Source organism: Amycolatopsis sp. NPDC049159, from assembly GCF_040648295.1.
Lineage (GTDB): Bacteria > Actinomycetota > Actinomycetes > Mycobacteriales > Pseudonocardiaceae > Amycolatopsis > Amycolatopsis pretoriensis_A.
Window position 1 is genome coordinate 107,762 of record NZ_JBEZDL010000014.1, and the last position, 13,721, is coordinate 121,482.

At 69.4% G+C, this 13,721-nt stretch carries 17 protein-coding genes; all 17 read right to left on the reverse strand.

Annotated features, from left to right (window positions below; translation table 11 throughout):
* Window positions 1–4: 4 nt before the first annotated feature.
* The gene (locus AB0B33_RS25640; RefSeq protein ID WP_360776337.1) at window positions 5–373 is read right to left on the reverse strand and encodes a hypothetical protein; all 369 of its coding nucleotides are present in this window, start codon (window positions 371–373) and stop codon (window positions 5–7) included.
* 3 nt (window positions 374–376) lie between these two features.
* Window positions 377–748 (reverse strand): hypothetical protein, encoded by a 372-nt coding sequence (locus AB0B33_RS25645; protein WP_360776339.1) that lies wholly within the window; start codon window positions 746–748, stop codon window positions 377–379.
* 21 nt (window positions 749–769) lie between these two features.
* On the reverse strand, window positions 770–1,780 hold the full coding sequence (locus AB0B33_RS25650; protein WP_360776341.1) for a hypothetical protein: 1,011 nt from the start codon (window positions 1,778–1,780) through the stop codon (window positions 770–772).
* An 8-nt stretch (window positions 1,781–1,788) separates the two neighbouring features.
* The gene (locus AB0B33_RS25655; protein ID WP_360776342.1) at window positions 1,789–2,628 is read right to left on the reverse strand and encodes a hypothetical protein; all 840 of its coding nucleotides are present in this window, start codon (window positions 2,626–2,628) and stop codon (window positions 1,789–1,791) included.
* Window positions 2,609–3,010: a hypothetical protein gene (locus AB0B33_RS25660; protein WP_360776344.1), complete on the reverse strand. Its 402-nt coding sequence runs from the start codon at window positions 3,008–3,010 to the stop codon at window positions 2,609–2,611. Before AB0B33_RS25660 ends, AB0B33_RS25655 begins: the two co-directional genes overlap by 20 nt.
* Window positions 3,011–3,031: 21 nt before the next feature.
* Window positions 3,032–3,412: a hypothetical protein gene (locus tag AB0B33_RS25665; protein WP_360776346.1), complete on the reverse strand. Its 381-nt coding sequence runs from the start codon at window positions 3,410–3,412 to the stop codon at window positions 3,032–3,034.
* Entirely contained in the window at window positions 3,409–3,633 is a 225-nt protein-coding gene (locus AB0B33_RS25670) for a hypothetical protein (RefSeq protein ID WP_360776348.1), read from the reverse strand. The genes AB0B33_RS25665 and AB0B33_RS25670 overlap by 4 nt, the downstream gene beginning before the upstream one ends.
* 9 nt (window positions 3,634–3,642) lie before the next feature.
* Entirely contained in the window at window positions 3,643–4,755 is a 1,113-nt protein-coding gene (locus tag AB0B33_RS25675; protein WP_360776350.1) for a DUF5047 domain-containing protein, read from the reverse strand.
* A 13-nt stretch (window positions 4,756–4,768) separates the two neighbouring features.
* Entirely contained in the window at window positions 4,769–6,187 is a 1,419-nt protein-coding gene (locus AB0B33_RS25680) for a hypothetical protein (RefSeq protein WP_360776352.1), read from the reverse strand.
* Window positions 6,188–6,191: 4 nt separating this feature from the next.
* Entirely contained in the window at window positions 6,192–6,926 is a 735-nt protein-coding gene (locus tag AB0B33_RS25685; RefSeq protein WP_360776354.1) for a hypothetical protein, read from the reverse strand.
* A gap of 8 nt (window positions 6,927–6,934) precedes the next feature.
* Complete coding sequence (locus tag AB0B33_RS25690; protein ID WP_360776356.1) at window positions 6,935–10,951, reverse strand: phage tail tape measure protein; 4,017 nt, start codon at window positions 10,949–10,951, stop codon at window positions 6,935–6,937.
* Between the two features lie 27 nt (window positions 10,952–10,978).
* Complete coding sequence (locus tag AB0B33_RS25695) at window positions 10,979–11,395, reverse strand: hypothetical protein (protein WP_360776358.1); 417 nt, start codon at window positions 11,393–11,395, stop codon at window positions 10,979–10,981.
* 86 nt (window positions 11,396–11,481) lie between these two features.
* Window positions 11,482–11,910 (reverse strand): hypothetical protein, encoded by a 429-nt coding sequence (locus tag AB0B33_RS25700; RefSeq protein ID WP_360776360.1) that lies wholly within the window; start codon window positions 11,908–11,910, stop codon window positions 11,482–11,484.
* Window positions 11,911–11,924: 14 nt separating this feature from the next.
* Window positions 11,925–12,482, reverse strand: coding sequence for a hypothetical protein (locus AB0B33_RS25705; RefSeq protein WP_360776362.1), 558 nt, complete (start codon window positions 12,480–12,482; stop codon window positions 11,925–11,927).
* A 126-nt stretch (window positions 12,483–12,608) separates the two neighbouring features.
* The gene (locus AB0B33_RS25710; protein WP_360776364.1) at window positions 12,609–13,073 is read right to left on the reverse strand and encodes a hypothetical protein; all 465 of its coding nucleotides are present in this window, start codon (window positions 13,071–13,073) and stop codon (window positions 12,609–12,611) included.
* Complete coding sequence (locus AB0B33_RS25715) at window positions 13,070–13,381, reverse strand: HK97 gp10 family phage protein (protein WP_360776366.1); 312 nt, start codon at window positions 13,379–13,381, stop codon at window positions 13,070–13,072. Before AB0B33_RS25715 ends, AB0B33_RS25710 begins: the two co-directional genes overlap by 4 nt.
* A gap of 3 nt (window positions 13,382–13,384) precedes the next feature.
* Window positions 13,385–13,711 carry a hypothetical protein gene (locus AB0B33_RS25720; RefSeq protein WP_360776368.1) on the reverse strand — a complete coding sequence of 109 codons (327 nt, stop codon included), beginning with the start codon at window positions 13,709–13,711 and terminating at the stop codon, window positions 13,385–13,387.
* Between the last annotated feature and the right edge of the window lie 10 nt (window positions 13,712–13,721).

Consider the following 13,721-nt stretch of genomic DNA (forward strand, 5'->3'; position numbering starts at 1 on the left):
GGGGTCAGCCCGTCGCGGTGAGGGTCGGGGTGTAGTTCAGGGTGCCGCCGGCGGTGGAGAAGTTTTCGGTGACGGTGAGGGGGATGCCGGTGATGAAGGTGCCGGCGGTGCTGGCGGTCCAGATGCCGACGTGGGTGGCGGCGGTCGCCGAGCCGGTGCGCGCGGTCACCGCTGCCTGGGTGCCGGTCGAGCCGGTGCCGCCGGACGCCGCGGGGAACGTCGATGATCCGCGGGCGTAGCTGGTGCCGGTGGCTTCGCTGGCGCCGGTGGTGCCGGGGTCAGCGGTGTGCAGGGAGACGTAGCCGATGTTGGAGGTGAGGAGCGCGCGGATCGCGTTGACGGCGGCATCGCGTGCGGCGTTGGTGTAGGTCATGGGTCAGACCTCCCGGAGCGAGACCTGCTGGACCGGCTGCCCCTGCGCGTTGACGGGCGCCGTGACGCGGTCGCGGATCGCGAAGGCGGCCACGGCCGTCACCAGGATCATGGCGGCCGACTGCGCGTCGGGGCTCCAGTTCAGTCCGAACGCCAGTCCGAGGGCGAGGAGGGCCTTGCCGACGCCGGTGATGGCGGGGAGGACGTTGTCGGACTTCACGATGACCGCGGTGATGAGGCCGACGGCGGCGACGGCGAGGGCGTTGATGACGCCCTGCTGGTCGATGGTGAGCGGGAAGAAGAACGCGGACACGCCCTGCACGAGGGCGGCGACGAGTGCGAGCCATGCGGCGGGTTCGCGACCGAAGATGAGCATGTGGTTGAGTCCCTTCGTAGTTCAGCCGACGATGTCGATCTCGAACGGCTGGGCCGCCGAGTAGTTGATGTCCGCCCAGACGGCGCCCGGGAGTTCGTACCGGCGGTGGCTGGTGAGCTTGTCGACGTAGCCCGGGACGGTCTTCGGGTTGTGGCCGACGCCCTGGTGGTCGTTGCCCCAGGCGAAGATGTCGCCAACCCACATCGGCTTCGCCACGCCGTCGCGGTTGATGCGCGGCCGGACGATGACGGCGGCGTTCGGGGAGCCGGACAGCCAGACGCGCTTCGCGTTCTGATCGGCGTTCGGCGGGGTGACGGTGATGCGCTCCATGAGTTCTCCTTCGTGGTCGAGCTCGCCCGGGGCGGGCTGCGGGTTGGGAAGCTTCGGGTTCCACCACGCCGCGAGCTGCGCGCGCGTGCCCTGGAACGCGTCGAGGTCCAGGTCGCGGTTCGGGTACGGCTGCAGCCGGCCGACCGAGCTGAACTGCAGCATCCGCACGACGTTGCCGCCGTAGGGCGCCCAGTACGAGTCCGGGGTGCCGCGGTACTCGGACTCCCAGTCGCCGGGCGCGGTGTCGGCGTAGCGGCTGGAGACCAGCGGCGCGGCGCCGGACAGGTCCGGGCTGCCCTGGGACTGCCAGTACCAGCGGGGCGCGTACTTGCCCCACACGAAGAACCCCGCCTTGGCGAACTCGTTCTCGCAGGCGCGGAGGAACGCGCCGTTGCCGGAGCCCTGCTCCCAGTCGAGCATGACCGGCACCGACCGGTCGGGTTCGATGTCGGCGTGCAGGGCAGCGTTCGCTGCGGCGGAGATGCCGTTGCCGAGGTAGCAGTAGCTGGAGAACAGCTTGCCGTCGCGGGCGGCGTTGGCCTTGTGCGTGGCGTAGGCGCGGTCGCGGGTGGTGGCGTACTTCCCGCCGGCGGCCTGGACGGTGCGGGCGATGACGAAGTCGACGGGCAGGCGCCCGACGTCGATGTCGTCCTGGTGGTGCGAGACGTCGACGCCTCGCAGCACTCCGGCCGGGTTGGCCATGGATCCTCCTACGTGGTCGGGATGGGAAGCACGGGCGTGGTGGTGGTGGTCGGCGCCGGGTAGGTCGTCACGACGCAGGTCCAGGTGTCGGCGGAGCCGCCATCCGCGAGCTGCACCCGCAGCTGCGCGATCGACCCGCCGTTCGGGCACAGCGCCTCCGGGTGGTCACGGAAGTACGCGCCGACCGCAGCCTCGATCTCCTCGGCGGTCGGCCCGCGGCCCGGCGTGCCTTCCGCGCCGGGCTGGCCGTTCGCGCCGGGCTGCCCGTTCTGGCCCGGCGCCCCGGACGCCCCCGGCGGCCCGGCCGGCGGCGGGTTCGTGGTGAAGTACCCGGCCAGCGCCGACGAGATCTGGCCCGGCGTCGGCTGCGCCGGCGCGATCGGGTTCGCTGCGACGTACCGCGCGACCGCCTGCCCCAGCGCCGTCGACGACGGAGTCGTGTCCGGCAACGACGCCAGTACCCGCGCAGCCGCGGACGCCACGATCACGTCCGTGTCCGGCGCCGTCCCCGGCGTCGGGATCGACACCTGCGGCTGGCCGCGCTGCGCGAGCTCACCGTTCGCCTTGTCCCCGCCGACCTTCGCGTCCTTCGCCTGCTGCAGCGTCGTGACCGCAGAGTTGGTCGCGGCCGACCGGAAGTACAAGTCGACGATCGCGTAGCCGCCGCCGAGCATGACGATCAGCGTGACCACGGCAGCAGCGAGCACGAACCGCGGGAACCACCTACGTACCACGCGGTTGGCTTCACGGTTCGCTTCTTCGCGGGCTTCCTTCGGCGCCCGCTCAGCCAGCGCATGCACCCCCTGGCGCGCCGTCTCCACCGCGCCGTCAGCCCGCTGATCGTCCACTGCTGTCCCCGTTCCACGTCGGATCGAGCCGATAGATCAACGTGCGCAGCGCGGCGTTCTCACGCTCAAGCTTCGTGTTCGCCTTGGACAGGCGCTCCGCCCTGGCCTGTGCCTCATCGCGCTCACGGTGCGCATCCGTCATCGCTGCCCCAACCAAGTCGAGCGCCTGGTCGGTGCGTTGCACCACCGTCGGTGTCGGCAGCGCGGCCGGCTCGGTGCTCGCCGCTGCCTTCGCTTCGTCCTTCGGCTTCCCGCGCTTGACCTTCTCTGCGATCGCCGGACCGAACGCTGTCGCGATGACACCGATCGAGGCGAGCGCGGCGACGACGATGGCCAGCCAGGGAGGCCCGGCCGCCGAAGCGGCATCGGCAGCGAGCAGCACGTGACCCCCTTGGACTCGGCATCACCTCGACGTACTGCTGCCGGCGTCCAGCCGGGACTTCGACCGCTGCCACAGGGCGATCACATGCGCTGGTGCGGCGAGGATCAGCGTGTGCGCCCAGCCGCCGCCGCTGGTCGCCTCCCCGATCAGGATCGGGACCACCAAGCCGATGCCCCAGAACGTGCAGGCGAACGCCGCCACCGCGTGTCCGATCGTGCGACGCCGAAAAAGCAGCAGCAACCCGGCGGCAGTGAACACGGCGCCCCACAACGGGATCGGCAGGCCAAGCTCGCGGATGAACACGAACCCGCCGCCGGTTGCCGGTCCGAACACATACCCCAACCCGACGACGATCAGGTGCGCGGCTAACAGCCAACGCGGCATCCGCACGACGTCGTTCATCCGAGTTTGCACAGCACGAACCAGCTGTTCTTCGTCATCATGTTGATCACGACCGTGTCGTTGACCGTCGCCGTGTACGCCGCGTTCTTCGCCAACGTCACCGACCCGCCGTCGAACGCCACCGTCACCTTCGATCCGACGATCGCGGTGACCGTGCCGATCTTCTGCCGGTCGGCCAGCATCTGCTCGAGCTTCAAGGTCAGCGCGTCGAGGAGCCGCATGTCGCCTCCCTACGACTCGGACGGGATCATCAGCGTCGACCGGGTCTGCAGCGGCTGCCCACCATCGGGCAACAGCGGGATCGACACCTTGTCGATGATGTGCTGCGCCCGCCCGAGGTCTTCGTCGTCGAGGTCGATGACGTCGCCGGCGTCGAGCGCGCGGTTCGGGAACAGCGAGAAGTCGACCGAGCATCCGAGGCCCTGGTACCGCGCGAGCATCGTCTGCCCGATGGTCGTGCACTGCCCGGTCGTGGTGGCCAGCGGCGTCGAGTAGAACCGCGGTTTCCGGCCGAACGCGCCACCGACGTACGTCGGCGACAGCGGATCCGTGTCGGCCACGGTCGCCGACACCGGCGGTGTTCCGTCCGCGCGGACACCGGAGACGACCCACACGTTGTAGACGTTCTGGCGCGTCCACTCCTCGTCGGTGGACAGGATGTTCCCGTCCTGCCCGGTGCGCGCGTACCAGACCGGCGCGTCGTTCAGTGTCGGCTGCGGCCGGATCACCGCCTGGCCGAGCTGGTCGAAGAACACCTCCGCGGCGATCGCGTCGGCGAGCTTCTCGATGCCGTCCTGCCAGCGTTCCCGTTGCATCTCCATCACCGGGCACACCGCGGTCGAGCCGGTGAGGTCGACGACCGGCCACGTCAAGCCGAGGACTTCACGGATCAGCCGGGTGATCTCCGAGACGTTCGTCGCGCCCGACAGCGTCTGCGTCGGCGCCTCGAACCGCGCCTCCGCCACCCGCTGCGACAAGTCCACGAGAGACAGTTCCGCGGCCGACGTCGCATCCGCCGACCGTGACCGCTTGTTGCGGTCCAGTGAGAACAGCCCCTGCGGGATCCACTCCGGCTCGTCCTGGCCGGGGATGATGATCCCGCAGTCGATCCGGCATGTCGACCCGAACGGCGTCAGCAGATCCGCCGGCGACGTCGGCCACAGCGACGGATCCGTGACGATCGTCGCCGTCCGTCGGACCTGGCTCGTCGCGTCAACCTCGACCGACCCGCCGAGGATCGGCAAGTACCGGGTGCCGGCGGTCGGGCTGTCCACGACCGCGCGGACGTCGACGTTGTGGCTCTTGGCCGAGACGCGCCGCGCCGGGTCGCTGATGTTCCACACAGGGCGGCTCCCCTCACAGTGCCGGCGCGGCGACCTGAACCCACGGCGCCGAGATCTTCAGCATCTGCTGCCACGGCGACGACCCGTCCGGGTCTTCTTCGAAGTCGAGCAGGGACAGCCACAGCGGCGGCCCGTAGTTCAGCGACGCCGGCGCGCGCAGCAGCACCGGCCGGTTGTCGTCGAGGATGGCCACCAGCCGCTCGGTGGCCTCCGACCCGAACGTCCACAGCGCGATGCTCTCGGTGGACTTCCACGCGGACCGGCGCCGCGACCCGATGGTGAGGAACATCGGGTCGTTGATCGCCTGGAACACCGCGACGTTCGCGGCCTTACCCCGCAGCGGCCGCTTCTCGACGAACACCTCGAGCGGCTCGTCCGGCGCGTCCGGGTGGGTCAGCCACACGATCTCGTTCGACGGCAGCGTCGCGTAGGCCGAGGTCATGCGCCCGCCCGCGAGTCCGCCGTTTACAAGCTGGTACTGCACGGGGACGTCGGTCGGGCATTCGCCGTCCTCAATGACCAACAGCGGCGCCAGCGCCGACGCGGACAGGTCGGCAGTGCCGAGCCAGGTCGCGCCGTAGGTCCCTCCGTCGAAGTAGCTGCCGTCGCTGCTCGTTCCGCGTTCGATGGTGATGCCGTCGAGGCTCATCGCGCCGCCGGCGGGCATGCCACCGGCGATGACCTTGATGGTCGCCGCGACGCCGGCGGCGGGGGTGGCGATGCGCAGCACTTGCCGGGCGAACTGCGCGACGCTGTTGTTGATCTGGTCGGTGGTGAGTGCGGTGGATGCGAGGGTGAGGGTGTTGCCGTCCAGGTCGGTGAACGATGCCTGGACCGTCAGCGATGTCGCGGCGGCGGAGAGGCGCAGGTCGAATGCGACGGTCAGGTCTTGGCCGGCGCCGACGGCGTTGGGGATGACGACGCCGCAGGATCCAGCCGCGGCGACGGTCGCCTTCAGGTAGTAGGTGCCGCGCGGTGCGGTTCCGTCGTTGGGGCGGGTCAGCGTCGGCGATCCGAGGTCCGGGACGGTGCCGTTCAGCCCGGCTTCGAAGGACGGGTTCTGGCAGAGGTTGCGGCGGGTCGGTCCGAGTGCGGTGAGTGGTGCCCCACTGCGGACGGGAGTCTGGGTGCCGTCGGCGTCGACTCGGATGAGGCTGAGGACGGTGGCGTCGGGCCACCACGCGGTGATCTCCATGATCCCGCGGTCGGCGATGGGCCGGATGCTGATGCCGCCACCGGGGTAGATGCCGGTGGACTGGCGGGCCGCGAACCCGCGCAGCGCGAACGCGTAGGTGCTGTTCTGCTCGTACACCCACGTGGCGGTGCCGCCGGGAATCGGCGGCGGGAGCGTCTGCTGCCCGGACGGCGGTGGCGCGCCGGCTCCGGCGCCGGCGTAGCCGGTGCGCGCGTACGGCCCGGTCCCGAAGGCCACGAGGTCACCAGCCCAGCGCGAACAGGACGCAGCTGACGTTGGTTTGCGTGGTACGGGTGCTGTTGCCGTTGTAGGTCGTGAACGTCACCGACGACGCGTTCACGGCCGACACCACGAAGGGGCCGACGTGAGCGAAGTCCACCGAGGTGATCATCACGCCGAGGCAGTTCGTGGGGAACGGCTGCTTGAAGTTGACGGTCTTGTCGCCGTTGCCGTTCGTGGTGAACGCGGGGACGTACTGCATCTGCGCCAGGATGGTGGCGCCGTCGGGCGGGGTTGCGCTGTGCATGTTCGGTCCGACGTTGCCGGCGAGGGCGACACCGGCGGCGGGTACCCAGCCGTTGAACGTCTTCATGACGACGTCGAGCTTGTCGGTCCGGTAGGCGCGCTGGCCGAACTGCGCGTCCGACGGGAGCGCACCGGACGTCGCCATCATGATCATGTCGTAGGCGGTCGGTGCGCACTCGACCCGCGTCCCGGAGGGCCACGGCCGGGCGCTGCTGCCTTCCTTGCCGCGGGCCACGGTCACGGTGTCGGAGGCGGTGGTGTGCGCGCTGACCCACACGATCTCGAAGACGCCGGCCGCGTCGTCGTGGAGCACGAGCGGGACATACTTCTCGCCGTAGCCAGTGCCGAGCGCGGTGAACCCGGGCGCACGCATGGTCGTGTCCGTGACGGACGCGGCGATGCTCAGCTGCGTCGAGAAGTAGTTGTTCGTCTCGCGAAACGAGAAAACCACGTGCCCTCCTAGTTCCTGCGGCCGCGGTAGAGCGCGTCGCCGTCTGCGTGGTCTGCTGCGGAGATGCGGGCGTCGACGAGCGGCACCAGAACTCCGCCGATGTCCAAGGACCCGGTGATCTGCAGGGGCCCGATTAGCCCTGCACTGGAGACGGAGACCGAGCCCTGTTGCGCGATCCCGCCGGTGGCGTACCGGCGCATCAGGTCGAACCCCATGCGCCGCGCCGTTTCCGTCAGCAGGCTGATCGAACGGGACTTCTGGTTGATCGGGATGTACGCCTCGTCGTCGACCATCCGGTCGCCGATGACCCGCAGCGTCCGCGGCGGGACGATCTGCGCGATGCCCGCGCGCATCGGCTTGATCCCGCCGGCGGCGTAGGGCTCAAGGACGTTGCCGGTGGCGTTCATGATGTTGTTGCCGCCGCCGACACGAACGCTGCCGTCGGTTCGGACGATCATCGTGATCGTTCCAGTCCGATCCCGGGATACCTGGTTGATCGCCGCCTCTGCCGCAGCGGTGTTCGCTCGGACCTGGATGTAGCCGACGCTGCCGTCGGCGTAGCGGACGACCTCGATGGTCTTGTCCTTGGCGCCTTGGTTGATCGCGTCGATCCGCATGTAGGTCGTGGTGCCGTTGGCGAGCGTGACGACCGCGTAGACCTTGCCGTCCGCGGGATCCTTCTTGCCGTCGATCGTGACGATGCCGGTGCTGCCGTCGGCATACTGAAGGGTTTGGTTGATCTTTCCTGTGGCTTCGTCGGCGTTCGCACTGATCGGAACAGTGCCCTTTTTTCCTGCCGCGTACGGCTCGACGCTGTCGATCGCTTCCTTGGCCTGCTTCACATCGCCGGATATCACGATGGTTCGGCCATCCGGAAGCGCGTAGACCGCTTGCCCTGCCTCGTTTACCGAGATGGTCAGCCCAGCAGCGGCTGAGTCGGCAACTCCGATGTTCGCAATCGCCGTGCGAAGTGCATCCGGGATGGCACCCTTGTACGTCGCAGCGAGCTTCACGGCCTCGGCGTTCTGCGCGACCGTACCGTCATGCAACTTCAGGATGTCACTACTGGCCTTGGAGTTCGCAATTGCCTCAGCCTTCTTCGCATCCAGCACTGCGAGGATGGCGTGCTCCTCGCCGCGCAGCGCCGCTTGGTACTGCTCCGAGTTCTCGCCGTTGTCCTTGAGAGCCTGACTGGTCTGCTCCTGGGCAGTTTTCAACTGCGCGAGCGCGTCCTTGTATGCAAGACCAGCGGTCGCCGCTGCACGTGCACTGTCGGCAGCCTTGTTCTGCGCCTCGTACATCTTGATCGTCTCAGCAGACAGGTTCGACTCCGCCTGCGCGAGAAGCTCGTACAATTGCTGAGCTTCCCGATTCTGCGCGATCTGCTTACCTAGAGCGCCAGTTCCATTCAAGATCGCATTGACCAGGTTGTCCTGATCCGCTGTGAACGCATGAGTGTACGTAGCGCCGTCTTTCGCATACCCATTCGTCTTCTTCGAAAGGTCAGCTACCTTGTCAGCGACGTCCTCGTACGCTCCACCATTCTTGAGCAATTCGTGGTTGACATCTTGAAGTCCTTTGATCTGGTCCGACCTCAGCCCAGATTCTTTGCCGATAGAAGCAAGAGCCGCGTCGGAAGACTTCGTGACCTCACCAAGTGCGGTAGCGTTCCCGTTTGCAGCAGCCGAATACAGAGCGAACGACGATCCAGCAGCCTTTGCGTTGGCAGCCACGTTCAGGTCAGCCAGCGCCTTGTTGTTCGTGCTAATGATGCTCTGATCGATGACACCGCCAGATTTGCGATAGGCACCGAGGAGGTCATCGACAGCCTGCTTGTGCGCCGCGGCCTTCTGCGCCGCCTCCTCGTTGCGCTGTGCCAGCATCGAGAGTCCCACGCCAGCCGCGGCGATCGCGATCCCCCACGGCCCACCAAACGCACCCACGAGTCCGCCTGCCGCGGACTTCAACAACGAACCCCCCGCAGCCGCTGCGCCGGCGATCTTTCCGAACCGCTCCGTGCTCGAGGAGACCTCGGTGAACCGGTCGCGTGCCTGCGACAGCGCGGAGGACCGCTCGACCAGCGTGCCGACCGCAGCGCTGAGCGTGTTGATCGGCTGACCCGCGCCGGCTGCGCCTTCCTTGATCGCGCGGGTCTGCTCAACGAACCCGCGCGCCGCCGCGACCGCCGGGATCGCCGAGGTGTTGAACGCCGCTGCCGCGCTGCCCATCCGCCCGATCGACTGGCCGGCCGCCGCGCCGATCTCACGCTGGACCCGGGCCTCGTCGTTGAACTGCCGCAGCACGCCCACGGCGCCACCGACCGCGCCGATGGTCGCGCGAGCCGGCGCGGCGATGACACCGACGGTCTTGCCGACCAGGCCGAGCTTCGTCGACGCGCCCTCGGCTTCGCCGCGGACACCGGACAGCGCGCCCTTCAGCCCGTTCAGGATCCCGGGTCCGACCTTCAGCGCCAGCAGAGCGAACGCGGCCGCCTGCACCGGGCCGGGGAGCTCCCCGAACAGGTGCAGCACCTCGCCGATCCCCGCGGCGAACGGTCGCAGGATCGTCAGCACGCCGGAGGCGGCGTCGTAGGTCAGCTCGAGCGCGAGCCGGACGGCGCCGAGCGGACCGGACGCTGTGGTCGCGCCCTTGGCGATGTCGGCGATGCCCTTCGCGATCGGCTGCGCGACGTCGACGGCCTTGCGGCCGACGTCGATGAACCCGCCGACCGCGGTCGTGACGATCCCGATGCCGCGGTCGAGTGCCTGCTTCGCGCCCTGCTCGAACGGCGCGATGAGCCGCTGCCCGGCCTGCGCGACCTCGGTCGCGCCGGCGGCGACCTTCTTCGCGATCCCGGGGCCGACCTGGCCGGCGAAGTCGATGACGTGCTCGAGGCCGTCGACGACCTGCGGTCCGTATTTCGAGACGGCGTCCGCCGCGCCGCGGACACCGGCCTCGAGCGCCGGGCCGATCTTCTCGAACGCGTCGATTTCGACGGTCTCGACTTGGGACTTGAAGCCCTCGATCGCGCCGCCGAGGCCCTTGGTCTTCGCGGCCGCGACTTCGGAGGCGCCGCCGGCGTGGCCGATGGCGGTGGCCATCGCGTCCCACTGCTCGCCGGTGGTCCCGGCCGCGACACCGGCGAGCCGGACCGCGTCCGACCCGAACACGGTGGCGGTGGCCTGCTGGTACTGCGCGTCGGTCATGCGGCCGGACGCGTCGTGCAGCTGCTCGAAAATGCTCTTGAGGCCGACGAACTTGCCGGTCGCGTCGTAGGTCTTCAGGCCGAGCTGTTCGATGGCTTTCGCGGCCGGCTTGGACGGGTTCGCCAGGGCGAGCAGCGCCGACTTGATCAGCGTCCCAGCGTCGGATCCCTTGATCCCGGCGTTCGCGAACAGGCCGAGAGCGGTGGTGGTTTCGTCGATGGACAGGCCGAACTGGTGCGCGACCGCGCCGACCTGGCCCATGGCCTGCGCGAAGTCGGTGATCTCGCCGCTGGCCGCGTTGGCGGCGTTGGCGAGGACGTCGGAGACGTGGCCGGCGTTGTCCGCCGAGAGCCCGAACGCGTTGAGGGCCTGCGACTGGATCTCCGCGGCCTGCGCGGCGTCGATCTGCGCGGCCGCGGCCAGCTGCAGCGTGCCCTTCGCCGCGGTCATCGCCTGATCGACGCTGAGGCCGCCCTTGGCGAGTTCGGTCATCGCCGCGGCCGCGTCGGCCGCGGAGGTCGCCGGCAGCGACATGTCCGAGCCGAGGGCCTTGGCGGTGGCCCCGACGCGGGCCATCTGGTCGCCGGTCGCGTGCGACACGGCCTGCAGGTCGTTCAGGCTCGACTGGTACTCGATGCCGATGTCGATGACCTGCTTGAACCCGACCGCGGCCAGGCCGATGCCGCCGGCGACGGCGAGACCGATGCCCTTGGCGGTGGAACCGAGAGGGCCCTGCAGGCCGCGGAGCTTGCTGGCGACCTTGCCGTCGAAGCCCTTGAGGTTCGGCTCCACGTCGATCTCAATGCGTCCTCCGGGCATGGCTGGTCACCTCCCGGGGCTGCAGGGTCAGACGGGCTCGGCGGTCAGGCCCATCTCGCGGTCGAAGTCCGCGCTGGACAGGTACTTCACTTCGGGTGGCGGTCCGGCCCGGTGACGCTCGATGGCGTCGAGGTACTCGCGGAGACGCTGCTCGGCGAGCGAGTCGGGGCGGTGCGCGACCGGCGGGATCAGCGGGTGCGGCGGCGGCTTGATGCCGGCCTTCTTGGCTTGTGCGCGCTCGCGCTTCAGCTTCGGGTCGTCGGGGTCGGTGATCCGGTCCGACCACGTGAGTTCGAGCGCGTATGCCTGGTGCTCAAGGAGCAGCGCGGTGTTTTCCTCGTGCGGGCCCCAGTGGGAGAGACCGCCGGAGAGGAGGTCGTAGAGCGCGGCGTCGCGGATGCGGGTGAGGCGGTGGACGTGCGCGACGAGGTCGACGGCGGCCATCGTGTGCCACGCGGTGCGGAGGTCGAGGTGGAAGAATTGGCGGAAGTCGGTGAGGACGGCGTCCCACCAGGGTCCGAGGACCCCGATCAGGACGCCGAGGATTCCCCCGCGTCACCGTCGACCGAACCGGTGAACACGTAGCGGAGGATCTGCTGGAAGTACACCTGCTCGGCTTGCCCGCTGAGCGGCTGGCGCTGCTTCTGGAACGCCTCGACGAACTCGGCGCGCTCGGTCGGGTCGACGAGGAACGTCGCGATCGATTCGCCGAGCGATCCTTCCGACACGAGCTCGTGGTACGCGGCGACCTGCTCGCCGGTTGCGGCCTTGGTGAGGCGGAACGACTTGCCGGCGACCTTCAGGCGTCGTTCGCCGAGCAGCCCGTGGCTGCCGAGCAAGGCGTCGAGGTCGAGCTCGGGACCGTCCGTTGTGGTCTGGATGACGTGGTTGTCGCGCGCGGTCGGCTCGGTGGCCTTCTTCGCGGCGGTGCGGCTGGTTCGGGGGGCGCCCTGCGTCATGCTGCTACTCCTGTTCAGGCGAGCGGGTTGGTGTTCTTCTGCCACTGGCGGATGGCCTTGCCGCCCGACGGCGGCGCGAGCGGCGCGATCTCCAGCGGGAACCCCGAGATGTCCTCACCGTCCATCTTGTCCTCGGGGATCGCGCCGAGCTCGCCCTTCTCGACGTAGTAAGCCTTCGCTTCGTCGCCGTCGTACACGCGGACGATCAGGGCGAAGTCCTCGTCGTCGCCCTCGATGAGCTCGTAGCCGCCGTTCCCGGCGACGACCGAGCCGCCGCGGAGGATCGTCAGCGCGGTGGCCTTGGACATGTCGACCGGCTCGAACGCGATGGTCGGCTTGACGGGCTGCTTCTTGCGCTTGTAGGCGGCGCCGGACTTGTTGTTCCAGATGTCGAGCTCGTCGACGGTCTGGTCCTTGGAGACGGTGAAGCCCGCGCGGATGCCGCCGAACGCTTCCCAGCCGGGCAGGGAGCTGGCGAAGATGTCGCCGGGGACCGCGGTCCCGGTGGGCGCGCGGAAGGCGTCGCCGTCTTCCCACACGCGCGCCAGATCGCTGTTCGCGTAGCTGGACATGAGTCCTCCTGGTAGTCCCGCAGCGCGCGGGGAATCGGGTGCGGTGGGGCGCCGCTGAGATGGGGGCGTCGGAGGGTAGGGCCGGTCCGCCGCCAGGGCGCCCCCGCCGAAACGGCGGACCGGGGTCTATCGGAGGTGGATCGGCATCGTGGCTGTGATCAGCGCCCAGTACACGACGGCGTCCGGGCCGCGGCTCGTGTTCGGGTCCATCGGCAGCGGCCCCGCGGTGACCCGTGGCGTGTAGGTCAGCGACCGGCCGCCGGGTTCCGTCTCGGTCCAGGTCTGCTGCCCGGACCGGTCGAGGACCCGCGCCCCGGCCGCGCAAATCTTCCACGCCACCTGCTCCGGCGAGAGGTCACCGACGTCGCGTGCCGCGCAGCCGTGCAGCTGCACGCCGCCGCGCCACCCGACCGAGCGGCTCGACGACGACAGAGGGTTCGCCGAGCAGCGGATCACCGCGTACGGAGCGAGGACGTTGTCCGGCGCCCGGGTGCCGACCCGGCCGCCGACGAGCGCCGCGAACTCGGCGTCGGCGAGCAACTGCTCGCGGATCGGGATGTGCAGGTCCGGGATGGCATAGGCGGTGGTCATCGGCCGCGCGCCTGCCAGCCGGTGTACTTCCCGTACCGCGACGCGGCCTCGGTGAGCGTCATGTGCGCCGGAGTGTCGCTCGTGCCGTACTCCTTGTAGATGGCGTCCGGGTCGTCGTCCACGATGGACACCCGGTCGCCGTCGGTCTCGACGTGGATCCCGTCGCGGTAGTCGCCGGACAGGACCGGGGCGTCCGCGACGGCGTCTCCGGCCGCTTCGTGCGCGATCTCGACACGGCGATCGGTCGATAGCCTCCGCGCCTCTGCAAGGAGCTCCTCGCGGTAGATCGTGACGCGGACCCCGGCCATGGGTCAGCCCGCGTCGGTCGCGACGAGCGTGATCGTGTTCACCGATCCGGTCACGAGCACTTCGGAACCGTAGGTGTTGACCGGCCAGCCGCCGGCGAGGCGGGTCTGCGCGCCGGTGAAGGTGTAGGTCAGCGGCGTGACCGTCTGTCCGTCGACCTTCTTCGGGAACGTGACCGTCACCGTGCCGCCGGCCGACGCGATCATCTCCAGCGTGAGGTGCCCGCTGTTCGGGATCCGGTTGCCGTTGACGGTGTCGCACGCGACCGGCGTGGGCTTGACGACGGCGGTCTTGTGGTCGAGGTAGGCGGGGGTGATCAGGGTCGCTGCCATCGTGGCGCTC

Bases quoted from the DNA above. Each gene is read 5' to 3' on its own strand.
- AB0B33_RS25670 (WP_360776348.1), bottom strand. From the start codon at position 3,633: ATGCGGCTCCTCGACGCGCTGACCTTGAAGCTCGAGCAGATGCTGGCC.
- AB0B33_RS25715 (WP_360776366.1), bottom strand. From the start codon at position 13,381: ATGGCCGGGGTCCGCGTCACGATCTACCGCGAGGAGCTCCTTGCAGAG.
- AB0B33_RS25700 (WP_360776360.1), bottom strand. From the start codon at position 11,910: ATGACGCAGGGCGCCCCCCGAACCAGCCGCACCGCCGCGAAGAAGGCC.
- AB0B33_RS25650 (WP_360776341.1), bottom strand. From the start codon at position 1,780: ATGGCCAACCCGGCCGGAGTGCTGCGAGGCGTCGACGTCTCGCACCAC.
- AB0B33_RS25690 (WP_360776356.1), bottom strand. From the start codon at position 10,951: ATGCCCGGAGGACGCATTGAGATCGACGTGGAGCCGAACCTCAAGGGC.
- AB0B33_RS25705 (WP_360776362.1), bottom strand. From the start codon at position 12,482: ATGTCCAGCTACGCGAACAGCGATCTGGCGCGCGTGTGGGAAGACGGC.
- AB0B33_RS25640 (WP_360776337.1), bottom strand. From the start codon at position 373: ATGACCTACACCAACGCCGCACGCGATGCCGCCGTCAACGCGATCCGC.
- AB0B33_RS25720 (WP_360776368.1), bottom strand. From the start codon at position 13,711: ATGGCAGCGACCCTGATCACCCCCGCCTACCTCGACCACAAGACCGCC.
- AB0B33_RS25665 (WP_360776346.1), bottom strand. From the start codon at position 3,412: ATGAACGACGTCGTGCGGATGCCGCGTTGGCTGTTAGCCGCGCACCTG.
- AB0B33_RS25695 (WP_360776358.1), bottom strand. From the start codon at position 11,395: ATGGCCGCCGTCGACCTCGTCGCGCACGTCCACCGCCTCACCCGCATC.
- AB0B33_RS25645 (WP_360776339.1), bottom strand. From the start codon at position 748: ATGCTCATCTTCGGTCGCGAACCCGCCGCATGGCTCGCACTCGTCGCC.
- AB0B33_RS25710 (WP_360776364.1), bottom strand. From the start codon at position 13,073: ATGACCACCGCCTATGCCATCCCGGACCTGCACATCCCGATCCGCGAG.